Source organism: Pelomonas sp. Root1237 (assembly GCF_001425055.1).
Lineage (GTDB): Bacteria > Pseudomonadota > Gammaproteobacteria > Burkholderiales > Burkholderiaceae_C > Pelomonas.
Genome location: NZ_LMDK01000016.1, coordinates 247,717 through 271,977 on the forward strand (window position 1 = coordinate 247,717; position 24,261 = coordinate 271,977).

Consider the following 24,261-nt stretch of genomic DNA (forward strand, 5'->3'; position numbering starts at 1 on the left):
TGAGCGCCCTCTGCGGGGCGAAGCGGCTTGGCCGCCCTGTCGAGCGCCGATCCGTGCCGCCATTCTGCGTCGCCGTCGTTTGTTTTGCAATCGATTGCATTTCAGTAGAAACACGTATTCGACAAACATCATTGGTACTGATATTTGACCGAATGAAAACGATAGGCAGCCGTGCTTCGGCCCACAGCTGCGCTGACCGGGCGGCGCGGGCCGCGCGGTCAGGGTGCTGCCGTCAGGCGTGGGGAGCGCTCTCGCGCAGCGTCAGGTAGACCGGCATCGTGCGCGGCCCGGCGCGTTCGCCACGCAGCTGGCCCAGCAGTGCTTCCACCAGCTCAGCACCCGCTTCGGCCACCGGTTGGTGGACGGTGGTCAGCGGCGGGTCGCAGTAGGCGGCCAACGGCATGTCGTCGTAGCCGATGACAGCCACATCGCCCGGCACGCTGCGGCCCACGGCGCGCAAGGCCTGGATGGTCAGCAGCGCCAGCACGTCGCTGCAGCAGACGACGCCGTCGAAGCCACGCTGTGCAGAACAGAACTCGCGCAGCACTTCGGTCGCCACGCCGGGCTCGAAGGGCGCGGCCAGCTCCAGCGCGGGGTCGACGTCCAGGCCCGCCTCACGCAGCGCCTGGGCGTAGCCCTGGCGGCGCAGCCAGACCTCGGGCAGATTGGCGTCGCCCACGAAGGCGATGCGGCGCCGGCCCAGTTGCAGCAGATGACGCGCGGCCAGCGTGCCGCCCAGCACGTTGTCGCCACCCACGCTGCAGTAGAGCTGCTGCGGCATCTCGCCGCCCCAGACGACCAGCGGGAGCTTGCGCGCGGCCATGTCGTTGAGCTGGTCGTGGTGGCGCCATTGGCCGATGAGGACGACGCCAATGGCCTTGCCGGAGTCGAACCAGTGCGAGGCCAGGTCCAGCCGCTCGGCGTCGACGCGCGACAGCAGCACGTCGTAGCCGCGGTCGGTCAGCGCGTCGGCGATGGAGCCGACGATGGACAGGAAGAAGGGGTCGGAGATGTGCTGGCGGGACTTGGCGTCGTAGGGCACGACGACGGCCACCGTCTTGTTCTCCTGCAGGCGCAGGTTGCGCGCGCCGAAGTTGATCGAGTAGTTCAGCGAGCGCGCCAGTTCGGCGACGCGCTGGCGCGTCTCGGCGTTGACGAGCTCGCTGCCGTTCAAGGCCCGTGACACGGTGGACACCGACACGCCGGCCAGGCGGGCGATGTCGACCATCTGCAGCCGGCGTTGCTCACCGGCGCTGCTGTCAGAAGGGTCTTTGGACTTGGGCATCAGCGGCATCGTCGCAGGGCAGACTGCCATCGACAAGCAGGGCTAGCCAGAACGAAAAAGGCCGGCATGAAGCCGGCCTCGTGTAGACATCCCGGGAACTCCCCGGGAAAAACATGATCAGTCGCGGGCGTAGATGTCCACGTCCTTGGTCTCGCGCACGAACAGCACGCCGATGACGAAGGTCGCCGCCGCGATGATGATGGGGTACCAGAGGCCGTGATAGATGTTGCCGTTCTGCGCCACCATCGCGAAGGTGATGGAGGGCAGCATGCCGCCGAACCAGCCGTTGCCGATGTGGTACGGCAGGCTCATCGAGGTGTAGCGGATGCGGGTCGGGAACATCTCCACCAGCATGGCCGCGATCGGGCCGTAGACCATGGTCACGTACAGCACCAGCACGAACAGGATGGCAATGACCATCGGCACATTGGCCTTGGCCATGTCGGCCTTGGCCGGATAGCCGGCAGCCTTCATCGCTTCGCCCAGCTCCTTCTTGAAGCCGGCGATGGCCTTGGTACTGGCTTCGTCGAACTTGTGCTCGGTCAGCTTGGTGGCGGTCGGGACGGCGATTTCCTTTTCGCCGACCTTCACGACCGTTGGTGCACCTGCGGGAGCCTCGATGGTCTCGGAGCTGGCCGACGACTGGGCCAGAGCACGCTTGGCAATGTCGCAGGCGCTGGTGAAGTCCACCTCGCGTGCCAGCGGGCTGCCCTGGAAGGAGCAACTGGCCATGTTGGTGGTCAGCGTGACCTTGGCGGTCTCCTGGGCCTTGGCGAGGTCGGGGTTGGCCGCAGCGGTCAGGGCCTTGAACAGCGGGAAGTAGGTCAGCGCGGCGAGCAGCAGGCCGGCCATGATGATGGGCTTGCGGCCGATCTTGTCCGACAGCGTGCCGAAGATGACGAAGAAGGGCGTGCCCAGCAGCAGCGAGATGGCGATCCAGATGTTGGCCGAGGTGAGGTCCACCTTGAGCACCGACGTCAGGAAGAACAGCGCGTAGAACTGGCCCGAATACCAGACCACGCCCTGGCCGGCCACCAGGCCGAAGAGCGCCAGCAGCACGATCTTCAGGTTCTTCCACTGGCCGAAGGATTCGGACAGCGGTGCCTTGGAGGTCTTGCCCTCCGCCTTCATCTTCTGGAAGGCGGGCGATTCGTTCATCGACAGGCGAATCCACACCGAAACGCCCAGCAGCAGGATCGACACGATGAAGGGAATGCGCCAGCCCCATTCGCCGAAGTCCTTGTCCGACATCGAGTTCTTCACGCCGAGGATGACCATCAGCGACAGGAACAAGCCCAGCGTCGCCGTCGTCTGGATCCACGAGGTGTAGGCGCCACGCTTGCCGTGAGGGGCATGCTCGGCCACGTAGGTGGCGGCACCGCCGTACTCACCGCCGAGGGCCAGGCCCTGCAGCAGACGCAGGCCGACCAGGATGACCGGGGCCGCGGCGCCGATGGTCGCGTAGGTGGGCAACACGCCGACGATGAAGGTCGACAGGCCCATGATCAGGATGGTGACCAGGAAGGTGTACTTGCGGCCGATCATGTCGCCGAGGCGGCCGAACACCAGCGCGCCGAAGGGGCGCACGATGAAGCCGGCGGCAAAGGCCATCAGCGAGGCGATGAAGGCCGCGCTGGGATCCAGGCCGGCAAAGAACTGCTTGGCGATGACGGCCGCCAGCGAACCGTAAAGGTAGAAGTCGTACCACTCGAACACCGTGCCCAGCGAGGAGGCGAAGATGACCTTCTTCTCCTCTTTGGTCATCGGCGTCGCGGCCGTCGAAGTCGCAGTTGCCATTGATATGTCTCCATCAGTTGTCGGGCCGCCCCACAGGCTTCCCTCACCGCGACTATTCACACCGCCTCTGACCGTGTTCTGACGCCAGTCTGAATCGAGGCTGACAAACTCCGCAGGAACCCGCAGTCAGCATTTCTCAATGCGAGATCAGATGACCCTCGCGGGTAAATCCTGAGACGTTTTGAATCATGTCTGCCGGCCTGCATGCAGGCAGTCCTTCGCGAGGCGTCGAACAAGCCGCAGGGCTTGTTCTTGGTCCGCGCTCAGTGTTTCCGGGTGATGCCGGGCCGGGCCTGGGCCGCTGATTCCCAAATGCCGCTGCGAAACCAGGGGTCGCCGTCCAGCGCAGCACGCAGCATCGGCAGCGCATCCTGGCCCCAGAACAGCCGGCCTTCGAACTCGACGGTCGGCACGCCGAAGACGCCCAGGGCCAGTGCCGCCTCGGTCTCGCTGCGCAGGCGCTGCTTGACGGGCTCGCCGGCCGGATCCTGCGCGGGCGCAAGGCGTTCGGTCAGCGCGGCGATGCGGGCGGCGTCACTGGCGTCGGCACCGGCGCCACGCCAGACGTGATGAAACAGCTGCTCGACGACCCAGCGCCCCGGCGTGTCGCCCGGCTGCCCTTGCGGCGCCGTACAGGCCCAGGCCAGCCGCAGCAGCGGCAAGGGGTTGAAGGGATGCTGGGCCGGCGGATCCAGCACGAGGCCGTGGGCATGCGCCAGCCAGGCCACCTGGCGGAAGGTCCAGCGCCGCTTGGCCTCGATCTCGGCCGGGCCCTTCTGGCCCAGGGCCTGCAGCAGCGCCGCGAACAGGATGGGCCGGTAGACGACCTCGACGCTGTGGCCCGCCAGCGCTTCGGGCAGGGCCTCGAAGCCCAGGGCCGCGTAGGGCGAGATGGGGTCGAAATAGAAGGTCAGCTGCTTCATCGGTCCTGTTCCTCGCTGTGGGGCCAGGGCCCCAGCCAAAGGCCGTGGCGATGCATTTCGACGCGCCTCTCGGGCAACTGGTCGAGGATGTGGCGCTGCACGGTCTCGGGCGCTCCGCCCCAGCCGGCAATCTCATTGATGCTGCGCCCGCAGCCGCGGCACCAGCCGCTGGCCGCGTCCATCTGGCAGACGTTCACGCACGGCGACGCGGCGACGGCTTTCATGCCTGGACAACGTCGATGACGGGCGCGCCCGTCAGCTTCTCCAGCTCGCCGGGCGTCAGCTTGAACACGCCGTTCGGGTGGCCGGCCGCGGCCCAGATGATGTCGAAGCGGAACAGCTCGCGGTCGATGAAGAGTTGAGGGGGTGCCGCGCCATCACTGGGTGCGAAGCCGGCCGGTGACACGCCACCGATGGAGAAGCCGGTGCGCGCCTTGACGAAGTCGGCGTCGGCGCGGCCCAGAGCGCCCGTGTGGGGCTTGAGCTTGGCCTCGTCGACACGCCTGTCGCCCGAGGTGATGACGAGAACGGCCGCGTCATCGGCCTTGCGCCGGAAGACGACGGACTTGGCAATCTGGCCCAGGGTCACGCCCAGGGCGTCGGCGGCCTCCTGGGCGGTGCGGGCCGCAACGTCCAGCCACAGCGGCCGGTGGGGATGGGCCAGGGCCGCAAGTGCGGCGCTGACGCGCTGGAAGCCTTCGGGCCGGGGGTCGGTGTCTGCCATGGCCACGATTGTGTCGCGGCCAGCGCCGGCAGTTCGATCAGTCGTGGCCCTTGCCCTTGCCATGCCCCTTGCCGTGGCCCTTGCCTTTGCCGTGATCCCCGCCCTGGTCGTTGTCGTTCTGCGGCCGGGCATAACGCTCCTGGTACCAGTCCTCCTTGACGAAGTAGACCGGCACGCCACAAGCGTTGTACTGGGCGCAATGCTTCTCCCAATGCTTCTGGTGGCCCGGCGGGATGCGCATATAGACGGGCGCGACATGCACGGGTTGGCGCTGCACCCAGACAGGCTGAGCCATCATGACAGGCGGCGGCGCGGTGTTGCCGATGTCGATGCGGCCGTAGAAACCAGGCTGGCCAATCTGCACCGACACACCGACGTCGGTGGCCTGGGCGGCGCCAGCAATCAGCAGCAGGGTGATGAGGGGCAGGATCTTCTTCATGGTGTCTCCTTGCTTCAGGCCAGGTTTCAAGCTTCAGGCAGCGTGAAATCGAAATCGTAGAAATGCTGGTGGCCTTCAACGCGGATGTTCATGCGGCCCACCAGGCCGGCCAGTGCACCGGTGCCGGAGTCTGGCACAACGGTGATGGCGAGGCTGGGCGTGCCGCGCTCCATCAGGCCGTGATGCACGAGGGCGAAGCTACCCTCGCGGCCCTCCAGGCTGCCGGTCACGGTCTCCAGCGCCACATAGGCCGCCGAGCCGGCGATGCTGCCGTGCGTGGCCAGCATCTGGCCGGCGCCACGGGCCTCGAGAGCGCCGCGATATTGCTTGTCCAGCACCATCCGGCCGAGGGCCGGACTTGCCGCCTCGGCAGCCTGGGCCGTCATCCCCACCGTGAACTCACCGCTGACCGTCGCCATCACCACTCTCCTTCGAGCCGGGCCGGCTCGCCAACGCCGATTCGACCACGGGCTGCCCCTCGGCGGCGAGGGGTGTGAACAGTGGCTTGGCGACCCGCACGGGGATGACATCCAGTCGGGCCTGCAGCACCGTGTAGTCCTCGCCGCCGCCGCGGACGGCACTGCGCCAGCCTACGAAGCCGGGGGCACGGCGCAGCCGGAACTCGAAGCCGACGTCGGGCGCCGGATCGTCGGCGTGCGGACGGGCGCGGTAGGCGAGGCCGCCCACCTCGGGCTCGGGGCCGTCCAGCAGCTGCGTCAGCGCGCCGAGGATGCAGCCGTCGCCGAGGATGTCGAGGAAGAACCGGTCGGACTGCAGGCGCGGCTTGAAGTCCGGGGCGCCAGGGTCGATGCGGGGCTCGCGCTGCTTGTGCGGCGCCGGCGTCGTCTCGCCGCTGGCCAGGTCGTGGCAGTCGCCATGGTCGAGATAGGACAGGCGCACGCCCTGCAGGTTGAAGGCCGGCAGCGCGGCGTCGCGTGTCGCGTCGCCGAGGTCGACAAGGACGGCGCCGCTGCCGCCGATGACCTCGAGTTGCCCGCCCTTGATGACGACGGCCGCGTTCTCGTCCACACCGAGGCCCAGGCGGCAGCCCAGGGACTGCAGGGCCGGCAGCATGCGGCCGATACGGCCGCGCTTGAGGAAATGCTGGTCGATCAGCAGGTCGGGGCCGAGGAAGGCCAGGCCCCGGTCGTATTCCAGGCCCGCCCGCCACTGGCCCTTGAGAACGGCCAGGCTGTCCATCGCATCGCGGAACATCATGCGGCTCATGACCGCGGCACCGGCACTGGTGCCAGCGATGACGCCGCCGCGCTCGAAGACCTGGCGGATGGCCGCCAGCATGGCCGTTGGCTCGCCGCCCGGCTGCAGCGTGTCGACGATGAGCTCCTGGGCGCCACCGGAGAAGAAGACGGCGCGGCAGGCAGCGACGCGGGCGATCAGGGCCGTATCGTGCAGCGTTCCCTGCAGATCTCCTGCTTCGAGATTGGGGGCGACGGGAATGATCTCGGCGTGCGCGCCGCAGCGCTCCAGCGCGGCGGCGATCTGGGCCGCAACGCGCTCGGGCTCATAGGCCGCGGTCGGGAAGACGGCGATGGACGCACCGGCGCCCCCGGCCTCGTCGACGATGCGCTGCCAGACGGCGTCGCTGTCAGCTTTGAGCGCGCCGCCGATGACGATGACGGTGCCGACGGGGGAGTGGCTGGGCAAGATGGGTGCCGGGCTGGCGCAGTTCACGAGCCCGACATCTTGGCAGGCTCCCGCGCAATCCGACAGCGGGTCAGGCCCGAGGAAAAGCAACGCTTGTGACCAAGCGCTGCAACCGGCTGCCGATTCACTGGCCCGAGGGCGCCGACGCTGCGGGAACGCTCGTGGCGGGCAGGCTGGCCGCAGGCTTGGGCGGCCCTGACCAGCCGCCATACAGCGGCATCGGCAGGCGCACGGGGCTGATGTCGAGGTAGAGGTTGGTGACCGTGAACTGTTCGCCGCCGAATTCCTCGGTGCTCCAACCCAGCGAGTCCGAGCCCTTGTAGAGGCGGAACAGGAAGCCGAGCTCGGCCAGCGGGTCGTTGGTGCGCGGCAGCACGTCGAAGGCCAGGCCCTTGACCTCCTTGCGCACGCTGTCGATGAGGCGTGTCATCGCGTTGGAGATGGTCGAGTCGCCCATCATGTCGAGGTGGAAGACATCGTCGATGTAGCTCGGCTTGAAGTTAGGCGACTCGGCGTCGTGCAACTCGCCGCGCAGCTTGGGCGCCGACGGCGTCGCCGAGCGCGCGCGCAGGTGGTAGCGGTCGCCGTGCTCGAGGTAGGACAGGCGAGCGCCCTGCACGTTGAAAGCGCCCAGCGAGGGATCGCTCTTGGCCTCGGTGAGGTCCACGACCAGACAGCCGCGGTCGCCGATGACCTCGATCTCGTCACCGCGGATGATGGCGGCGGTGTTCTCGTCCACGCCCAGGCCGAGCTTGTAGCCCTTGGCCATCATCAGCGGGATCATGCGGCCGAAGCGGCCGCGCTTGAGGAAATGCTGGTCGACGAACAGATGAGGGCCGACGAAGCCCAGCCCGCGATCGATCTGCTTGCCATCCGAAAAGCGGCCCTTGAGGATGTTGATGTTGCTGGGCGGGTCACGGAACATCACGGTGCTCATGATGGCCGCACCGGCGGAAGTGCCGGCGATGACGCCGCCCTTGCGGTAGACGTCCCAGATCGCCTCCAGCATGGGCGTGCTCTGGCCACCGGGCTGCAGCACATCGACGATGCGCTCCTGCACGCCGCCCGTGAAGAAAATGCCCTTGGCGGCCTTGACCTTGGCGATCAGGGCCGGGTCGCGCACGACCTTGCTCAGGTCCACCCACAGGAACTTGGGCGCCACCGGCAAGGCCTCGGCCACGGCGCCTCGGCGCTGCAGCAGATCCACGATCTGCTTGGCGCTGGCCTCGGGATCCTCACTGGCTGTGCCGAAAACGACGAAGCGCGCGCCCTTGCCGCCGGCCAGTTGAACGATGCGTTGCCAGACCTCTTCGTTGTCGGCCTTCAGCGCGCCGCCGATAGGCACGGCATAGCCGCGGATGGCGGGCTCGGACTCGGGCAGCGGCTGCAGCGCCCCTGAGGCCTGTGCCGGACCGGCTTGAACGGCCGACGCGGCCTTGGCGGGCGCCGGTGCCGCAGCGCGTGGTGCCGATGCCGATGCCGAGGCCGGCGCCGACGGACGCAGCAGCCTGAAGCCTTGCGGCGCGCTCGCCGCCGGTGCCGTCGCCGGCGGAGCCGCCTGTACGCCCATGGCTGCCGCCATTGCCGCCACACCGGCCCAGATCCATGCCCTCATGCCCACACCCCTCCTTGGTCAGACCGCGCATGATGACAGAGCGCCGATGACCGTTCGCCCCTAATTCGAACGACGAGGGCGTGGCGCGCACGAGACGAATCGCCGGCTTGGAGCCCGGCAGCTAGCGCCGCCGTGCCTAGACTCGCCCGAACCACGGAGAGCCGCCCATGAAAACCCCCTGCCCTTCCCGCATTGCCGTCACTGCTGCTGCAGCGGCCCTGCTTGCGCTGAGCTGCGCTGCCCAGGCCCAGTCGACGCTGGAGCGCGTCGAGATCACCGGCACGGCGATCAAGCGCATCGAGGGCGAGACAGCGCTGCCGGTGCAGGTCATCACGCGGGGCGAAATCGACAAGGCCGGCGTGACGACGGCCGCCGAGCTGATCGCCCGCATCAGCGCCAGCGCCAACAACCTGACCGACGGCGGCAGCGTGGCCTATGGCGGCTTCCGGGACCAGATGGGCTTCAACGCCGCCAACCTGCGCGGCCTGGGCGTGTCGTCCACCCTCGTGCTGCTGAACGGCCGGCGCGTGGCCAACTTCGCCTCGCCCGGCGACGCGGCCGGCGTGGACCTGAACAGCATCCCGGCCGCCGCCATCCAGCGCGTCGAGATCCTGCTCGACGGCGCCTCGTCGCTGTACGGCTCGGACGCCATCGGCGGCGTCATCAACTTCATCACCCGCAAGGACTTCTCCGGCATCGAAATCAACGCATTGGCCGGCAGCACCACCGAAGGCCACGGCGCGGCCAAGCGCTCGGCGACCGTGGCCGGTGGCTTCGGCGACTTCGGTCGCGACGGCTTCAATGTCTTCGGTGTACTGGACGTGCAGAAGACCAGCAGCCTGAACGCGTCCAAGCGCCAGTTCATCAAGGACCTGGACATCCCCGGCCGGCTGCCAGACCTGCTGTCCAGCGCGAGCTTCCCCGGCAATATCCGGCTGTCCAACTACCAGCGCGACACGCTGATCGGCGAGGGCTACAGCAGCAACGGCAGCACGGTCATCGACTCCAAGACCGTCAACCCGGCCGCCGCCGCGGGCTGCAACCCGCCCGCCAGCCTCTACCTGCCTGACGGCATTGGTGGCGCGGACGGTTGCACCTTTGACTACATGCGCGATATCGAGCTGTATCCGAAGTCGAAGAAAAGCAGCATCTTCGGCCGCGGCATCTTCAACCTCGGTGGCGGCCACCAGGCCTTTGCCGAGGTGTCGCTGGCAAGGGCTCGCACCCTCTACACCGGCACGCCCAACCGCGTGGACGCCGACATGGACGTGTCGCGCGTGCCGGCCTTTGCAGGCAGCGCGCTGAACAGTCTGGACGCCGACGACGAGGAACGCATCATCACCGTGCGCACCCGCCTGTCCGAAGCCGGCCTGCGCACCAGCGAGCTGGTGTCGACCACCCAGCGGGTCGTGGCCGGCATGACCGGCCTGGTGAGCGGCTGGGACTATGAGTGGGCACTGAACCACAGCACCAGCAAGGTCTCCGACCGGGACTTCCAGGGCTACCTGAACGAGCAGATGATCCTGGACGGCTTCGCGAATGGCACGCTGAATGCCTTTGGCCCCTCCAGCGCCGCCGGCCTGGCGCTGTATGAGAAGTCGCAGATCCGCGGCGAGGTGCGCCACGCCACCGGCAACATGGACAGCCTGGACTTCAAGGCCTCCAAGGCGCTGACGAAGCTGGCGGGCGGCGACCTGGCCGTGGCCATCGGCGGCGAGTACCGGCGCGAGAAGCAGAACTACCACCAGTCCGACGCGCTCAAGCAGGACCTCATCCTCGGCGAGACCACGCAAGGCCCCGACTCCGACTTCGGCAAGTCGCGCAAGGTCGGTGCCGTGTTCGGCGAGCTCAGCGCGCCCATCACCAAGCAGCTGGAGCTGTCGGCCGCGCTGCGCTATGAGCACTACCAGGTCAGCGGCGGCGCAGCCAGCCCCAAGCTGGGCCTGAAATACGTGCCGATGCCGGAGCTGCTGCTGCGCGCCTCGATCGGCAGGGGCTTCCGCGCGCCCAGCCTGTCGGACCTGTACCGCCCCGTCACCGAAGGCAATTCGGCCACGCTGGTGGACCCGGTCTGCCTGGCAGCCGACCCCACCAATACGCCCACCGACTGCTCGGACATCTGGGTCACGCGCAACTTCAGCAATGCCAAGCTCAAGCCCGAGAAATCGCGCCAGTTCTCGCTGGGCATCGTCTTCGAGCCCCGGCGCGGCGTCAGCCTCAATGCCGACTACTGGAACATCGAGAAGACCAACCTGATCAGCACACTGGGCGTGGACGTCATCCTGGGCAACCTGGCCAAGTACGGCAGCCTGGTCCACCGCGATGAAGACGACGCCATCGAGGCCGTCGACCTCTTCAAGGAGAACCGCGGCAAGCAGCGCATCTCCGGCCTGGACCTTGGCGTGAACCTGAGCGGCCTGAAGACCGACTTCGGGCAGTTCGGCCTGCGCATCAACGGCACGCTGACGCTGAAGTCGCAGCAGCAGACCGGCGACGGCGACCCCTTTGTCAGCAACCTGGGCGTCTTCATCAACGACGGCGTCGTGCAGCGCTGGCGCCACACGGTCAGCCTGGATTGGGAAACTGGCCCCGTGTCTATGACGTTGTCCAACAGCTATCTGCAGGGCTACAACGACCAGCACATCATCGGCAAGCCCGATCGCAAGGTGTCGGCCTATTCGCTGTGGAACATGTCGGCAGGCTGGGAGGCCAGCAAGTCGACGACCCTGCGCGTCGGCGTGCAGAACATGCTCAACAAGGCGCCGCCGTTCTCGCAGCAGGCCTGGTTCTTCCTGTCCGGCTACGACCCGAGCTACACCGACTCGCGCGGGCGCTACATCTACGCCAGCTTGAAGTACGCCTTCAGGTGACGAGGTTTCTCACCCAGTCCGGCAGGGCAATGGCCTTGTCGGTCTGGGCGTCGAACCACAGCGTCGTCGCGCCGCCCTCGGCGCAGATGACGCCGGGTTCGTCGGCGCGCTCCAGCGTGATCCAGGTCTCGAAGCTGGTGCGGCCCGCGTCGCTGACGTAGTGCCTGGCCAGCACCTCGCCCGGGCATTTAAGCTGGCGATAGAAGTTGCAGAAGGCGTTGACGATGACCGGCCCCTGCCCGCCCGGATTGGGCGCGGCGCCGATCTGCGTCAGCCAGTCCACACGCGCGATCTCCAGGTAGCGGAAATACAGCGTGTTGTTGATGTGGCCCATCGCATCCATGTCGCCCCAGCGCATGGGAATGCGCACCTCATAGGTGAGCTTCTTGTCGACAGGGACGAGATACCTCACGGCGTGATGCCGAGGTCAGCGGCGATGCGGTTGACGAGGCTGCGCAGCGCGGCGACCTCGGCGCGCAGCAAGGCGATCTCTTCATCGCGAGGTTGACCCACCGCCGCGGCCTGCTCGAACGACGCCACCGGCCCGCACAGCAGATGCGCCCAGCGCGCCTCGCGGGCGCCGGGCGCCTTGGGCAGCTTGACGGCCATCGGCTGCTCGCGCTCAGACAGCTCCTCCAGAAAGCCCTCCACCGACGACACATCGGCAAAGCGGTGCAGCCGCTCGGTGTTCTGCCGCAGTTCCGCCGCCGTCTGCGGGCCGCGCAGCATCAGCTGGGTCAGCAGCGCCATCGCGGCGCCGGGCACGCCCATGCCGCGCGCAAAGTTGTGCTCGTAGCGCACGACGCGGCTGCCGCTGACCGTATTGACGAGGTGCAGCGCCTTCAGCTCTTCCACGGTGGCCAGCACCTCGGCCTCGCTGACGTCCATGACCGGGTCGCGCGCCGTCTTCTGGTTGCAGCCCGCGGTCAACGCATTGGCGGACAGCGGATAGCTGTCCGGCACGGTGCTTTCCTTCTCGACAAGAACGGCGAGGACGCGGGCCTCCAGCGGGGTCAGGTCTCGCTTCAACATCAAACTCCGAAGCCGTCGTCAGCCTGGATCACTGCACCGTTGATGAAATGGCTTTCGGTGGCGCACAACATCAGCAGTGACGTATCCAGATCCTTCGGCTGGCCGACGCGCTTCCTGGGCAGCATGTCGACCAGCTTCTTGCCCTGCTCGGTGCCCCAGTGGTGGTGGTTGATCTCGGTGTCGATATAGCCCGGGCAGATGGCGTTCACGTTGATGCCGTAGCGGCCCCACTCCAGCGCCATCGCTCGCGTCATGTGGATGACCGCGGCCTTGCTCATCGCATAGACGCCAATCTGGCCCAGCACACGCAGGCCGGCCATGGACGCGACGTTGACGATGCGCCCACCGATGAAGGTGCCCGGCGCCGAGCCGCGCGCGCGGGCCAGCATGCGCTTGCCCACCTCCTGCGCGACGAAAAAGGCGCCGCGCGTGTTGGTGTCCATCACGTAGTCGTAGTCGTTCTCGGTGACGTCGGTGAGGCGCTGCGTCGTGGACACGCCGGAGTTGTTGATCAGGATGTCCAGCGTGCCGACTTCGGTCTCGGCGTGGGCCACCGCGCTCTTGATGCTGGCCACGTCGGTCACGTCCAGCTGCACCACATGGGCGTCACCGCCATTGCCCTCGATTTCGGCGCGCAGGTCCTTCAGCCGCTCGACTCGCCGGCCCGCCAGCACGACGCAGGCACCGGCCTGGGACAGGGTCCTGGCGAATTGCGCGCCCAGGCCGCTGGACGCACCGGTGATCAAGGCCACGCGGCCTTCGAGATTGATGGAGTAACTCATGGGACTGCCTTCCGAGTGGGTTGCGTCCATCCTACCGGTCTAGACCGCCCAACCTAAAAAAGCACGATCGTTCGATTCGCAATCCAGCCTCTCTAGAATCGCGCGCAATTCAAAAGCTGACGGAGAACCTGCATGACGTCCGAAGAGATCCTCGCCCAGTTCGGCCCCCGCGAGTCCATGGAATACGACGTGGTCATCGTCGGTGGCGGCCCGGCCGGCCTGGCTACGGCCATCCGCCTGAAGCAGCTCAAGCCCGATGCCAACATCGTCGTGCTGGAGAAGGGCTCTGAGCCTGGCGCCCACATCCTGTCGGGCGCCGTGATGGACCCGCGTGCGATGGAGGAGCTGTTCCCGAACTGGAAGGAACTCGGCGCGCCGCTGAACCAGGCCGTGTCCGGCGACGACGTGCTGTTTCTGTCCGAGACGGGCAGCCAGCGCACGCCCGACTGGCTCGTGCCTCGCAATTTCCACAACCACGGCTGCTACGTCATCAGCCTGTCCGACGTCGTCAAGTGGATGGCGCAGCAGGCGGAAGGCCTGGGCATCGAGATCTTCCCGGGCTTCGCCGCCGCCGAGGTGCTGTACGACGAACAGGGCCGTGTGAAGGGCGTGGCCACCGGCAATATGGGCCTGGGCAAGGACGGCGAGCCGACCGACCACTTCCAGCTCGGCATGGAACTGCTCGGCAAGTACACGGTGTTTGCCGAAGGCGCGCGCGGCCATCTGGGCAAGCAACTGCTTGAGAAGTTCAAGTTGACCGAAGGCAAGGACACGCAGACCTACGCCATCGGCGTGAAGGAGCTGTGGGAGGTTCCGGCGGACAAGGCCCAACCCGGCAAGGTCGTGCACACGGCCGGCTGGCCGATGGAGGGCGACACCTTCGGCGGCGGCTTCCTCTACCACCTGGAAAACAACAAGGTCACGCTGGGCTTCGTCATCGGCCTGGACTACGACAACCCCTTCATGAGCCCGTTTGAAGAGATGCAGCGCTGGAAGGCCCATCCGGCCATCCGCGCCCACATCGAAGGCGGCAAGCGCATCGGCTATGGCGCCCGCGCCATCAACAACGGCACGCCGCAGGCCCTGCCCAAGACGGTGTTCCCGGGCGGCTGCCTGATCGGCTGCGATGCCGGCTACCTGAATGCCGCGCGCATCAAGGGCAGCCACGCAGCCATCAAGAGCGGCATGCTGGCCGCCGAGGCGTTGGCACCCGCGCTGGACGCCGGCCGCGCCCAGGACGAGCTCGCCGCGTACCCCGAAGCCTTCGAGAAGAGCTGGCTGAACGAGGAACTGCAGCAGACGCGCAACTTCAAGCTCTGGTTCAAGAAGGGCAAGACGACCGGCCAGCTGATGACGGGCATCGAGCAGTGGCTGCTGCCCAAGCTCGGCATCAACAACCCACCTTGGACGCTGCACAACCACAAGGGCGATCACCAGTCGCTGCGCCCGGCCGCCGAATGCAAGCCCATCAGCTACCCCAAGCCCGATGGCAAGCTGACCTTCGACCGCCTCTCATCGGTGTTCATCTCCAACACCAACCACGAGGAAAACCAGCCCGCCCACCTGACGCTGAAGAACAACTCGGTACCAGTGCAGGTCAACCTCGCCAAATACGCCGGCCCCGAAAGCCGCTACTGCCCGGCGGGCGTCTACGAGTTCGTGCCCAACGAGGGCGGCAGCGGCGAGCGGCTGCAGATCAACGCGCAGAACTGCGTGCACTGCAAGACCTGCGACATCAAGGACCCGACGCAGAACATCGTCTGGGTCACGCCCGAGGGCGGCGGCGGGCCGAACTACGCGGGCATGTAAGCCCTCTTGCAATGCAAGCACCCTGGCCGATAGACTGTTTTTTCATACAGCCATCAGCCAGGAGTCGGCGTGAGCAACGGAACCATCAGGGTCGGTATCGGCGGCTGGAACTTCGAGCCCTGGCGCGACAACTTCTATCCCAAGGGCTGGCCGCAGGCCCGTGAGCTGGAATATGCGAGCCAACGCCTCACGGCCATCGAGATCAACAGCACCTACTACGGCGCGCAGAAGCCCGCCACCTTCGCCAAGTGGCGCGATACGGCACCCGCCGGCTTCATGTTCTCGCTCAAGGCCATCCGCTTCGCGACCCAGCGCCGCGTGCTGGCCGACGGGGCGGACTCCATCAAGCGCTTCATCGACAGCGGCATCGCCGAGCTCGGCGACAAGCTCGGGCCCATCGTCTGGCAGTTGGCGCCGACGCACCGCTTCGACGCTGGCGATCTGACGGCCTTCCTGGAACTGCTGCCTGCTCAAGTCGATGGCCTGAAGCTGCGCCATGCACTGGACGTGCGCCATGCCAGCTTCCAGTGCCCCGAATACCTCGCGCTGGCCCGCCAGTACAAGGCCGCGACGGTGTTCACCGAGTCCGACGACTACCCGCCGATTGCCGAGCCGACGGGCGACTTCGTCTACACGCGCATCATGCGCACGCACTCGGAAGAGGCGCTGGGCTGCAAGCCCGAGGTCTTCCCGCAACTGGCTGGGTCGGCGCGCATCTGGAGCGAGGGCGGCGAGCCCGAGGGCGTGCCGCGCATCGAACCCGCACCCACGGCGAGCACGGCGCCGCGCGATGTCTTCGTCTACTTCATCAGCGGTGCCAAGGAGCGGGCGCCGCATGCCGCGATGGCGCTGCGCCGGGCGCTGGGCGAAGAGGTCCCTGTCTAGGCCTCCAATCGCGTCATCCATTCAGCCGTAGCGCGTTCTTCGGCCCGCTCGGAGGCCGCGAGCGCCTCGCGAATGCGCTGGCGTTCCACCGCCGCGCGGTTCTGGCTCATCTTGAGCTTGAGCTCCCAGCGCGTCACGCGGATGCGAAAGCCGACGATGGCACCCAGCAGCTTGCGCTGGTAGTCCTCGTTGAGGCCGCGCCACTGCTCGGCGTACTCGGGCTCGAAGCGGCCGATAAGCCGCTTCAGCAGCCCATCCTTGTCGACCTGGCCGTCGATCAACTCGATGTCGCCATAGGCATGCAGGGCCGCATAGTTCCAGGTCGGCACGTTCTGCACCGCGTCATAGTGGCTCGGGCTGATGTAGGCGCTCGGGCCGCTGAAGACGGCCAGCAGGCTCTTCTGCTGTGACAGCCAACCCCAGTGCGGATTGGCGCGTGCCATATGGCCTTCCAGCACAAGGCCGTCCTGCTGCGGCACGACGACCAGCGGCAGATGACTGCCGAAGCTCTCGCCCTGCGCATCCGGCCCGATCAGCAAGGCCAGCGGATGCTCGGCGATCAGGCGCAATGCATGGTCGAGGTCGGCAGACTTGAAATGGGCGGGCAGGTACACGGTGGCTCCAGCAAAACGAGGCTTCTATCATCGCCGCCATGCAAACCGAGGCCGCGCTGCGGACATTGAAACCCCTGAATACGGCGACTGACGAAGAGGTCGCCGCCGAGGTGCCCGTGGCGCTGACGGTCAACGACATCTCGCAGGCCGTCATGCTGGCCACGCCGGCCGATCTGGAGGACTTCGCCCTCGGCTTCGGCCTCGCGGAAGGTTGGTTCACGTCGCGGCGCGAACTGCTGGACGTCGAGATCGAGACCCGGCCCGAAGGCATCGAACTGGCCCTGACGGTGACCGCCGCCTGCGAGCAGCGCCTGAAGGTGCGCCGGCGCACCCTGGCAGGCCGCACCGGCTGCGGCCTGTGCGGCGTCGAAAGCCTGGCCCTGCTTGGCGCGCTGCAACCCGCTGCTGTCAGCGCGCCAACGCTGGCCCCGCAGGCGCTGGACCGGGCGCTGGCCGCCCTGCCCGCCGCCCAGGTGCTGAATGCGCGTTGCGGTGGCCTGCACGGTGCGGCATGGTGCCTGCCCAGCGGTGAACTGCTGCTGGTGCGCGAGGATATCGGCCGCCATAACGCACTCGACAAGCTGACCGGCGCCCTCGCCCGCTGCGATGCCGACGCACGCAAGGGCTTCGTGCTGATGTCCAGCCGAGCCAGCTTCGAGCTCGTGCACAAGACGGCGATGGCCGGCGTCGGCCTGCTGGCCTGCATGTCGGCCCCCAGCAGCCTGGCCATCGCGACGGCGCGCGGCCTGGGGCTGGAGCTCTGGGCCTTCGTGCGCGAGGGCCGCGCGACGCGCTACGCCTGACGGCCGCTCAGCGCCATCGGCTCTGACGTTCGGGTTTCGCCTTCGCCTTCGCCGGCCAGGAAGCAGCGCATGACGACCTGATCGCGCCCACAGCGCTTGGCTTCGTACAAGGCGTCGTCGGCCGCGGCGTACATGGCCTCCGGCGTCAGGTTGGAGCTCGGCGCGGCCCACCAGGCCAGGCCGAAGCTGGCGGTCACAACGCGCTGAGGGCTGCCCTCGTGAGGCAGAGCCAGGGCGTGCAGGGCAGCGCTGAGCTGGCTGACGAAATGCTCGGCCGTCTCGGCCGACGTGGCCGAGAAGATCACGCCGAACTCCTCGCCGCCCAGGCGGAACAGCGCATCGGTCGAGCGCTTGAGGGAGTCCTTGAGCGTCTGCGCCAGGGCCTTGAGGACGGCATCGCCGGCCTGGTGGCCGTAGCGGTCGTTGTAGGCCTTGAAATGATCCACGTCGAGCATGCACAAGGCCACGGCCTGGCCGCGCTGGGCGCCGGCCAGGGCGGCCAGGCAGACATCATTGAAATGACGCCGGTTGAAGGCGCCGGTCAGGGCGTCGACGATGGCCAGGTCGCGCAACTGGCGGTTTGCCGCCTCCAGGGCGCGGGCATCGTCATACAGCCGCTGCTCGTCAGCCTTGCGGCGGGAGATGTCCATGTGCGTGCCGGCCAATCGCAGCGGGCGCCCCTGGGCGTCACGCTCGAAGACGCTGCCGTTGCTCTGCACCCAGACCCAGTGGCCCTCGGCATGGCGCATGCGGAACTCGGCGGTGTAGCGCTCGTCCGCACCGCTGAAATGGCGCTTCATCGCCAGGTTGGACTCGATGAGGTCGCCGGGATGGCAGAGTCTTTCCCAGGTCGTGCTCGTCACAGGTTCGAGTTCGGCGCGGCTGCGACCCAGCATCCGGGCCCAACGCTCGTTGATGTCGAGCCGGCCGGTGTCGATATGCCAGTCCCAGGTGCCGGCCGCCGTGCCGTCCAGCACATTGGCCATGCGCTGGCGATCCTCGGCCAGGTCAGCCTCGGTCCGCTCCAGGCGGCGCCTGACGACGAGGCTGCGCGCCACCGCCAACGCGACGAGCAGGCTTGCCAGGCTGCCTGCGGCCAGGACCAGTAGCGGTGTTCTGTCACCTTCCCCAGCCAGCACGCCGGGCCGGGGCCTGAGCACCAGTTGCCAGGGGCGCCCGCCCACGTCGATGCTCAGCGCCGTGTCGCGCTCGTCGGACTGGAAGGGTTCACTGCCGGCCGATGAATAGATGAGCCGGTGCTTCTCCTCCTGGTCGAAGACGAAGACATCCAGGCCATTGGCGTCGGCCCGCAGCGCCGCCTCGGCCATCAGCGTCGGCAGCTCGATGACGCCGGCCAGGAAACCCGTCAGCTCGCGGCGACGCGCCTCGACGCCCGTCGGCTGCGAGATCCGGTAGACCGGCGCGGACACCGCGAAGCCGCTGATGGCGGCCGCCTGCTGGCCAAGCCGGATCAACGGAAATGTCTCGGACGCGATGGGCACGCCGGCATCGCGGGCGAGCAGCTTGGAGCGCATGCGGCGCGGGTCGAAGGCCATGTCCACACCGACGGCGGAGCCGTTCTCGGGCCAGGAATAGCGCACCGGCACATGCATGTCGCGCTCGCGCGCGGCGATGAGCCCATCGCCCTGGTATTGCGGCGCCGGCTCGACGACGCGATAGCCCGGTTGCTCCAGATTCGCCTGCCTCTCGAACTCAGCCAGCTGCGCATGCGGCACGACGGGCTGCCACTCCAGCAGGGTCAGGGCCGAGGAATCGGTGACCAAGCCGGCGCCATAGCGTGCGAATTGAGCGCGCGTCAGCCCTGGTTGGGCCGACAACATCCGGCTGGCCGCCTGCAGCGTCTCCACCACCCTCACCAATTGCAGATCAAAGGCGCCGACGACGCTCTGCCCCATCGCGTTCAACAGCTCGCGCTGCTGGCCCGCAGCCTTCAGCGCCAGCGAGCGGTAGGCGCCCACGCTACCTGCCAGGCCCATCACCAAGATGAGCACGACCAGCGCCGCGTCCACGATCCAGGGCCAGAGTCGACGGCGCGAGGGACTGCCCAGGCTCATGGCCGGGCCTCCAGCGTCGTCACGAGGCGCTCGTAGAACTGCCCCTGCTGGCGCAAGTACTGCGTCGGGTCCTTGACTGCGTGGATGCGGGCCGACGCGCTCAGCGCTTCGGTGCCGGCCTGCCACTCGGGCTCAGCAGCGACCTTGTCGAGCAGTGCGCGCCAGCGCAGAACGGCCTCGGCCGGCATGCCCGCCGGCCCGAGCAGCGCCGACCAGCCCTGCAACTGCTGCATATCGCGCAGGCCGAGCTCGGCGGCGTTCTGCAGTTGCGGCAGCGACCTCAGCCGCCCGTGGGCCGTCGTCATCAATCCACGCAGGGCGCCCGACTGCACGGCCGGCATGATGCTGCGCGCGGTGTTGCAGCTGAAATCCACCTCGCCGTTGAGCAGGGCCTGGGTGGCCAGTGAGTCCTGGCCGAAATGCACCGGCTTGGCCGCGTCGCCCGGCAGGCCGTTCAATGCCAACAGATAGCGCACGGCCAGGTTTTGCAGGGTGCCGGCACCGCTCGTGCTGTAGCGCAACTGCGCTGGCGTCGCGGCGATGGCTGCCAGCAACTCGCGCATGGACACAATGGGCGTGCCGCTGCGAACGGCGCAGATGAGCGGCGCCTGGTCGAGCACGGCCAACACCGTGAAGTCACTCAATGGCGCGGCCGTGCGTGGCGACAGCGCCGGCAGGATGGCAACGCTGCCCACCCGAGCCAGCAACAGCGTCAGGCCATCGGGCGCGGCTTGCCTGACAGCCCGCCCCGCTGCGGCGCCCGATTCAGCCGTCAGATGGACGATCTCGAAGCCCACGCCGCCAACGCGTGTCGCGCTCTGGACGAAATTGCGCGCCGAGCCGTCGGCCTCACCGCCAGCCATGAAGGGCACGAAAAGCCGGACGGTGGTCGGCGACACCGGCAGAGCATGAGTGATGGGCTGCACGGCGCGCGCGGCCGCAGCGGCCAGCAGCGCCCCGGCAAGCACCAGCAGGGTAGCGAAGCCCTGCCTCACCCGATTTATTGTCTTGACCGCCACGTGGCGATCATAAATAACCGAATCAACGGGAGATTTGGCAAATTTGGACTTGAAACGATCAATTCGTGACGAATCGCCCAAAAGCGCCTGTTGAACGCCGAAAAGACAAAGCCCGTCACGAGGACGGGCTTTGATGTGTTTGGAGGAGACGGAGGGATTCGAACCCTCGATTCGCGTTTTAGCGCAAATACTCCCTTAGCAGGGGAGCACCTTCGGCCACTCGGTCACGTCTCCAGCACAGCCCCGCATTCTATACCAGTGCGGAGCAATCTCAGACAGAAATCAGGCCGCGGTAGCGGCTTCCTGATCGAGGTCGAAGGCCTTGTGCAATGCGCGCACGGCCAGCTCCATGTACTTCTCGTCGATGACGACGCTGGTCTTGATCTCGCTGGTCGAGATCATCTGGATGTTGATGCCCTCTTCACTCAGCGCACGGAACATCTTGCTGGCCACGCCGACATGCGAGCGCATGCCGATACCAACGATGGAGACCTTGCAGATCTTGGGGTCGCCCACGACCTTGCTGGCGTTGGTGGCCGGGCCGACCGTGTTCTGCAGCAGCTCCATCGTGCGCGCGTAGTCGTTGCGGTGCACGGTGAAGGAGAAGTCGGTCTTGCCGTCGTGGGAGACGTTCTGGATGATGACGTCGATGTCGATGTTGGCCTCGGCCACGGGTCCCAGGATCTGGAAGGCGATGCCGGGCTTGTCGGGCACGCCGAGCAGCGTCACCTTGGCCTCGTCACGGTTGAAGGCAATGCCCGAAACGACGGCTTGTTCCATGTTGTCATCCTCTTGTTCGAAAGTGATCAGCGTGCCGGAGGCCGCCTCTTCAGTGATGTCGATGTCCCAGGGTGTGAAGCTGGACAGCACGCGCAGCGGCACGCGGTACTTGCCCGCGAACTCCACGGAGCGGATCTGCAGGATCTTGGAGCCGAGCGAGGCCATCTCCAGCATTTCCTCGAACGTGATGGTGCTCAGGCGCCGCGCCTCGGGCACCACGCGCGGGTCGGTCGTGTAGACGCCGTCCACGTCGGTGTAGATCAGACATTCGGCAGCCTTCATCGCCGCAGCAATCGCCACGGCCGAGGTGTCGGAACCACCGCGGCCCAGCGTCGTGATGTGGCCTTCCGGGTCGATGCCCTGGAAGCCGGTGATGACAACCACCTTCCCAGCGGCCAGATCAGCACGCACGCGGACATCGTCGATGCTCTCGATGCGGGCCTTGGTGAAGGACGAGTCGGTGGCCACCGGCACCTGCCAGCCGGCATAGCTGACCGCTTCCAGCCCTTCGGCCTGCAGCGCAATGGCCAGCAGGCCGACGGAGACCTGCTCGCCGGTGGCGGCGATGGCGTCCATCTCGCGCATCACGGCCGGCGTCATGCTGGCCGGTGACAGTTCCTTGGCCAGACCGAGCAGGCGGTTGGTTTCACCGCTCATCGCCGAGGGCACGACCACCATCTGGTGGCCGGCGCGCACCCATTTGGCGACGCGTTTGGCCACGTTGCGGATGCGATCGGTGGACCCCATCGAGGTGCCGCCGTACTTGTGGACGATCAGAGCCATGTGTTTGAGCGAAGGCTGGAAGAGTGAGCTGCCGGGACGGATGCTCGCAAACCCCCGATTTTATGCGGCAGTCCCGCCCTCGCCTTCGCTCTGCGGCAAGGCTGCGTCCTCCAGCCAGCGCAAGGACAGCTTCGGCTCATCTTGATCGGCGAAGGCACGGGCGTCCATGCCAAGCCCGGCGACGGCAATGAGGCGCTGCTGCGCGTCAAAAAGCAGAGGCCCGCCGCGCCGCCACGGCGGCAGGCCGGCTTCCTGGCAGGCCTTTCTGAGGGCACGCTGCACGGAGGCCGGGGCCCGTTGGAATTGCTCACCGCCGGCGCGAGCGCGCTGGGTCAGTTGGGCGAGTCGCCCCACCGCGATGCCGGGCGAGGCCGGCTCGACGAGCCATGCGCCCTGCCAGGCCGGCTGAGGATGCAGGCCGGGGCGACTCAGGTTCAGCATCGACGCAGGCGGCGGGGCGGCCGATTCGGCGGCCCAGTAAAGGCCGTCGCGATAGGCGTGCACGGCACCACCGGGCGCGGGCCAGGACAGCGTGGCGCCCGAATGCCATTCAGACCGCAGGCGCTCGACCAGGCTGGCCGGCACGCTCGCGTACCGCGACAGCCAGGCGCGTAGCGCGTTGCTTGCGCGGGCGGGCGACAGGCGGAACACGGCGGCCAGATCCAGCCGCTCGGCGGTCGCGAGCTCCGCAAGGTCGGATGCCGCGACTTCCGCAGCCAGTTCCTCAGCCTGCTGCGCCCAGCGCGCCGACTGGGCCAGGCCCGCCTCGGCCGCCGCAAAGGCCGGCCACAGCGTCTGGCGCAGTCGGTTGCGGGCATGGCGCGCATCGGCATTGCTCGGATCTTCTATCCAGCTGAGCCCATGCTGCTCGGCGTAAGCGCGGATGAGGTCGCGCGGCTGATCAAGCCAGGGCCGTGCCCAGCAGACGCCGTCGCGCCATTGCGCCCTGGGCATGCCAGCAAGGCCCGCCGTGCCGGCGCCGCGCAAAGCCTGCAGCACGAAGGTCTCGGCCTGGTCCTGTCGGTGATGGGCCAGCAGCAGCAGGTCGGCCCCCGCCGCAACAGCCATGTCGTGCAGGGCGCGATGCCGGCCCGCATGAGCCCAGGCCTCCACGCTGTCGCCGCGCGCCGGCGATCCGCTCAGCCACGTGCAGACATAGGCCGCTCCGAACTCATGCGCCACGCGCTCGCAATGCGCGACCCAGTCGTCGGCCTGCGGCTGCAGGCCGTGGTGGACATGAAGGGCAACGACCCTGCTGCCTTGCGCCGCGCGAGCGGTCGCATGCAACAGGGCCGTGGAATCCAGGCCGCCGCTGAAGGCGACGGCGACCGCATCACCTGTTCTTGGTGTCGCCGAATCGGCCATAGGCCTGCAGGCGCTCGTAGCGGCGGTCCACCAGTTCACGAGTCTTGAGGTCGCTGACCTGGCGCAGTGCGTCGCTCAGCGCGCGCTTCAGGTTGGACGCCATCTGCTTGGCGTCGCGGTGCGCGCCACCCACCGGCTCGCTGACGATCTTGTCGATCAGGCCGAGCGCTTTCAGGCGGTGAGCCGTGATGCCCAGGGCCTCGGCCGCCTCGGAGGCGCGTTCGCTGCTCTTCCACAGGATGGACGCGCAGCCCTCCGGCGAGATGACGGAATAGGCCGCGAACTGCAGCATCAGCACCTGGTCGGCCACGCCGATGGCCAGCGCACCACCCGAGCCGCCCTCGCCGATGACGGTGGCGATGATGGGCACTTCGAGCTGCGCCATCTCGAGGATGTTGCGGCCGATGGCCTCGCTCTGGCTGCGCTCCTCGGCACCGATGCCAGGATAGGCGCCCATGGTGTCGATGAAGGTGAAGACCGGTAGGCCGAACTTCTCGGCCAGCTTCAGCAGGCGCAGCGCCTTGCGGTAGCCCTCGGGGCGCGGCATGCCGAAGTTGCGCAGCGTGCGCTCCTTGGCGTCGCTGCCGCGCTGGTGGCCGATGACCATGCAGGCCTGGCCGTTGAAGCGCGCGATGCCGCCCACGATGGCTGCGTCGTCGGCGAAGTGACGGTCACCGTGCAGTTCCTGGAACTCGGTGAAAACTTCCGAGCAGTAGTCCAGCGTCTGCGGGCGCTGCGGGTGGCGGGCGATCTGGTAGACCTGCCAGGGCAGGACGTTGGCGTAGACCTCCTTGGTCAGCTGCTGGCTTTTCTTGGAGAGGCGATCGATCTCCTCGGAGATGTCGACCGCAGACTCGCTCTGCACATAGCGCAGTTCTTCGATCTTGGTCTCGAGCTCGGCGATGGGCTGCTCGAATTCCAGAAAATGTTTTTTGCTCAATGGATCCCCTCGTCCGGTGAGTACGCCGGCTGATCCCTTGACGGGTGTCTGTCGGC

General features: G+C 67.4%; 22 protein-coding genes and 1 tRNA gene. 4 read left to right on the forward strand and 19 right to left on the reverse strand.

The genetic code is table 11. From position 1 onward, the window contains the following. Positions 1-232: 232 nt before the first annotated feature. From ASC91_RS13960 to ASC91_RS14000, 9 genes are all read right to left on the reverse strand, one after another. On the reverse strand, positions 233-1,285 hold the full coding sequence (locus tag ASC91_RS13960) for a LacI family DNA-binding transcriptional regulator (protein ID WP_056199551.1): 1,053 nt from the start codon (positions 1,283-1,285) through the stop codon (positions 233-235). A gap of 117 nt (positions 1,286-1,402) precedes the next feature. Further along, a complete protein-coding gene (locus ASC91_RS13965) occupies positions 1,403-3,082 on the reverse strand; it encodes an MFS transporter (RefSeq protein WP_056197700.1) in 1,680 nt (559 codons plus the stop codon). 263 nt (positions 3,083-3,345) lie between these two features. Further along, positions 3,346-4,005 carry a 2-hydroxychromene-2-carboxylate isomerase gene (locus ASC91_RS13970; RefSeq protein ID WP_056197702.1) on the reverse strand — a complete coding sequence of 220 codons (660 nt, stop codon included), beginning with the start codon at positions 4,003-4,005 and terminating at the stop codon, positions 3,346-3,348. Then, entirely contained in the window at positions 4,002-4,229 is a 228-nt protein-coding gene (locus ASC91_RS13975) for a DUF1289 domain-containing protein (RefSeq protein WP_056197704.1), read from the reverse strand. Before ASC91_RS13975 ends, ASC91_RS13970 begins: the two co-directional genes overlap by 4 nt. Further along, positions 4,226-4,729 carry a YbaK/EbsC family protein gene (locus ASC91_RS13980; RefSeq protein WP_056197706.1) on the reverse strand — a complete coding sequence of 168 codons (504 nt, stop codon included), beginning with the start codon at positions 4,727-4,729 and terminating at the stop codon, positions 4,226-4,228. The genes ASC91_RS13975 and ASC91_RS13980 overlap by 4 nt, the downstream gene beginning before the upstream one ends. 37 nt (positions 4,730-4,766) lie before the next feature. Further along, positions 4,767-5,168, reverse strand: coding sequence for a hypothetical protein (locus ASC91_RS13985; RefSeq protein WP_056197707.1), 402 nt, complete (start codon positions 5,166-5,168; stop codon positions 4,767-4,769). Positions 5,169-5,194: 26 nt separating this feature from the next. Continuing rightward, positions 5,195-5,587 carry a DUF3224 domain-containing protein gene (locus ASC91_RS13990; RefSeq protein ID WP_056197709.1) on the reverse strand — a complete coding sequence of 131 codons (393 nt, stop codon included), beginning with the start codon at positions 5,585-5,587 and terminating at the stop codon, positions 5,195-5,197. Further along, positions 5,568-6,833 carry a cyanophycinase gene (locus tag ASC91_RS13995; protein ID WP_162247791.1) on the reverse strand — a complete coding sequence of 422 codons (1,266 nt, stop codon included), beginning with the start codon at positions 6,831-6,833 and terminating at the stop codon, positions 5,568-5,570. Before ASC91_RS13995 ends, ASC91_RS13990 begins: the two co-directional genes overlap by 20 nt. 124 nt (positions 6,834-6,957) lie before the next feature. After that, complete coding sequence (locus tag ASC91_RS14000) at positions 6,958-8,448, reverse strand: cyanophycinase (protein ID WP_082532676.1); 1,491 nt, start codon at positions 8,446-8,448, stop codon at positions 6,958-6,960. A gap of 167 nt (positions 8,449-8,615) precedes the next feature. On the opposite strand from ASC91_RS14000, the gene ASC91_RS14005 reads away from it, so the two are divergent. Further along, positions 8,616-11,318: a TonB-dependent receptor gene (locus ASC91_RS14005; protein ID WP_056197714.1), complete on the forward strand. Its 2,703-nt coding sequence runs from the start codon at positions 8,616-8,618 to the stop codon at positions 11,316-11,318. Here ASC91_RS14005 and ASC91_RS14010 read toward each other — a convergent pair. From ASC91_RS14010 to ASC91_RS14020, 3 genes are read right to left on the reverse strand one after another with little or no spacing between them, the layout of a single operon-like run. Then, on the reverse strand, positions 11,311-11,730 hold the full coding sequence (locus ASC91_RS14010) for a thioesterase family protein (protein ID WP_056197716.1): 420 nt from the start codon (positions 11,728-11,730) through the stop codon (positions 11,311-11,313). The two genes, ASC91_RS14005 and ASC91_RS14010, sit on opposite strands and share 8 nt — an antisense overlap. Beyond that, positions 11,727-12,350 (reverse strand): YceH family protein, encoded by a 624-nt coding sequence (locus tag ASC91_RS14015; RefSeq protein ID WP_056197718.1) that lies wholly within the window; start codon positions 12,348-12,350, stop codon positions 11,727-11,729. The genes ASC91_RS14010 and ASC91_RS14015 overlap by 4 nt, the downstream gene beginning before the upstream one ends. Further along, entirely contained in the window at positions 12,350-13,132 is a 783-nt protein-coding gene (locus ASC91_RS14020; protein WP_056197721.1) for an SDR family oxidoreductase, read from the reverse strand. Before ASC91_RS14020 ends, ASC91_RS14015 begins: the two co-directional genes overlap by 1 nt. Positions 13,133-13,264: 132 nt before the next feature. Here ASC91_RS14020 and ASC91_RS14025 point away from each other — a divergent pair, with 132 nt between their 5' ends. Beyond that, complete coding sequence (locus ASC91_RS14025; protein ID WP_056197723.1) at positions 13,265-14,941, forward strand: electron transfer flavoprotein-ubiquinone oxidoreductase; 1,677 nt, start codon at positions 13,265-13,267, stop codon at positions 14,939-14,941. Between the two features lie 69 nt (positions 14,942-15,010). Then, positions 15,011-15,826, forward strand: a complete 816-nt coding sequence (locus tag ASC91_RS14030) for a DUF72 domain-containing protein (RefSeq protein ID WP_056197725.1) — start codon at positions 15,011-15,013, stop codon at positions 15,824-15,826. On the opposite strand, the gene ASC91_RS14035 is transcribed toward ASC91_RS14030, so the two are convergent. Beyond that, positions 15,823-16,440, reverse strand: a complete 618-nt coding sequence (locus tag ASC91_RS14035) for an FMN-binding negative transcriptional regulator (RefSeq protein WP_056197727.1) — start codon at positions 16,438-16,440, stop codon at positions 15,823-15,825. The genes ASC91_RS14030 and ASC91_RS14035 overlap by 4 nt on opposite strands. A 38-nt stretch (positions 16,441-16,478) precedes the next feature. Here ASC91_RS14035 and fdhD point away from each other — a divergent pair, with 38 nt between their 5' ends. After that, entirely contained in the window at positions 16,479-17,243 is a 765-nt protein-coding gene (gene fdhD, locus ASC91_RS14040) for a formate dehydrogenase accessory sulfurtransferase FdhD (protein ID WP_056197730.1), read from the forward strand. On the opposite strand, the gene ASC91_RS14045 is transcribed toward fdhD, so the two are convergent. The 6 genes from ASC91_RS14045 to ASC91_RS14070 all read right to left on the reverse strand — a co-directional run bounded on the left by ASC91_RS14045 (position 17,234) and on the right by ASC91_RS14070 (position 24,205). Continuing rightward, positions 17,234-19,318: a GGDEF domain-containing protein gene (locus ASC91_RS14045; protein WP_056197732.1), complete on the reverse strand. Its 2,085-nt coding sequence runs from the start codon at positions 19,316-19,318 to the stop codon at positions 17,234-17,236. The genes fdhD and ASC91_RS14045 overlap by 10 nt on opposite strands. Beyond that, entirely contained in the window at positions 19,315-20,313 is a 999-nt protein-coding gene (locus tag ASC91_RS14050; protein WP_056197734.1) for a tripartite tricarboxylate transporter substrate binding protein, read from the reverse strand. The genes ASC91_RS14045 and ASC91_RS14050 overlap by 4 nt, the downstream gene beginning before the upstream one ends. A gap of 164 nt (positions 20,314-20,477) precedes the next feature. Continuing rightward, a tRNA-Ser gene (locus ASC91_RS14055) sits at positions 20,478-20,571 on the reverse strand. A 48-nt stretch (positions 20,572-20,619) separates the two neighbouring features. Next, positions 20,620-21,900 carry an aspartate kinase gene (locus ASC91_RS14060; RefSeq protein ID WP_056197736.1) on the reverse strand — a complete coding sequence of 427 codons (1,281 nt, stop codon included), beginning with the start codon at positions 21,898-21,900 and terminating at the stop codon, positions 20,620-20,622. A 60-nt stretch (positions 21,901-21,960) separates the two neighbouring features. Beyond that, positions 21,961-23,265 (reverse strand): tRNA lysidine(34) synthetase TilS, encoded by a 1,305-nt coding sequence (gene tilS, locus ASC91_RS14065; protein WP_056197737.1) that lies wholly within the window; start codon positions 23,263-23,265, stop codon positions 21,961-21,963. Beyond that, positions 23,234-24,205, reverse strand: a complete 972-nt coding sequence (locus ASC91_RS14070) for an acetyl-CoA carboxylase carboxyltransferase subunit alpha (RefSeq protein ID WP_056197740.1) — start codon at positions 24,203-24,205, stop codon at positions 23,234-23,236. Before ASC91_RS14070 ends, tilS begins: the two co-directional genes overlap by 32 nt. Between the last annotated feature and the right edge of the window lie 56 nt (positions 24,206-24,261).

Bases quoted from the DNA above. Each gene is read 5' to 3' on its own strand.
- fdhD (WP_056197730.1), top strand. From the start codon at position 16,479: ATGCAAACCGAGGCCGCGCTGCGGACATTGAAACCCCTGAATACGGCG.
- ASC91_RS13960 (WP_056199551.1), bottom strand. From the start codon at position 1,285: ATGCCCAAGTCCAAAGACCCTTCTGACAGCAGCGCCGGTGAGCAACGC.
- ASC91_RS13975 (WP_056197704.1), bottom strand. From the start codon at position 4,229: ATGAAAGCCGTCGCCGCGTCGCCGTGCGTGAACGTCTGCCAGATGGAC.
- ASC91_RS13970 (WP_056197702.1), bottom strand. From the start codon at position 4,005: ATGAAGCAGCTGACCTTCTATTTCGACCCCATCTCGCCCTACGCGGCC.
- ASC91_RS14025 (WP_056197723.1), top strand. From the start codon at position 13,265: ATGACGTCCGAAGAGATCCTCGCCCAGTTCGGCCCCCGCGAGTCCATG.
- ASC91_RS13985 (WP_056197707.1), bottom strand. From the start codon at position 5,168: ATGAAGAAGATCCTGCCCCTCATCACCCTGCTGCTGATTGCTGGCGCC.
- ASC91_RS14020 (WP_056197721.1), bottom strand. From the start codon at position 13,132: ATGAGTTACTCCATCAATCTCGAAGGCCGCGTGGCCTTGATCACCGGT.
- ASC91_RS13990 (WP_056197709.1), bottom strand. From the start codon at position 5,587: ATGGCGACGGTCAGCGGTGAGTTCACGGTGGGGATGACGGCCCAGGCT.
- ASC91_RS13980 (WP_056197706.1), bottom strand. From the start codon at position 4,729: ATGGCAGACACCGACCCCCGGCCCGAAGGCTTCCAGCGCGTCAGCGCC.
- ASC91_RS13965 (WP_056197700.1), bottom strand. From the start codon at position 3,082: ATGGCAACTGCGACTTCGACGGCCGCGACGCCGATGACCAAAGAGGAG.
- ASC91_RS14000 (WP_082532676.1), bottom strand. From the start codon at position 8,448: ATGAGGGCATGGATCTGGGCCGGTGTGGCGGCAATGGCGGCAGCCATG.
- tilS (WP_056197737.1), bottom strand. From the start codon at position 23,265: ATGGCCGATTCGGCGACACCAAGAACAGGTGATGCGGTCGCCGTCGCC.
- ASC91_RS14045 (WP_056197732.1), bottom strand. From the start codon at position 19,318: ATGAGCCTGGGCAGTCCCTCGCGCCGTCGACTCTGGCCCTGGATCGTG.
- ASC91_RS14005 (WP_056197714.1), top strand. From the start codon at position 8,616: ATGAAAACCCCCTGCCCTTCCCGCATTGCCGTCACTGCTGCTGCAGCG.
- ASC91_RS14015 (WP_056197718.1), bottom strand. From the start codon at position 12,350: ATGTTGAAGCGAGACCTGACCCCGCTGGAGGCCCGCGTCCTCGCCGTT.
- ASC91_RS14060 (WP_056197736.1), bottom strand. From the start codon at position 21,900: ATGGCTCTGATCGTCCACAAGTACGGCGGCACCTCGATGGGGTCCACC.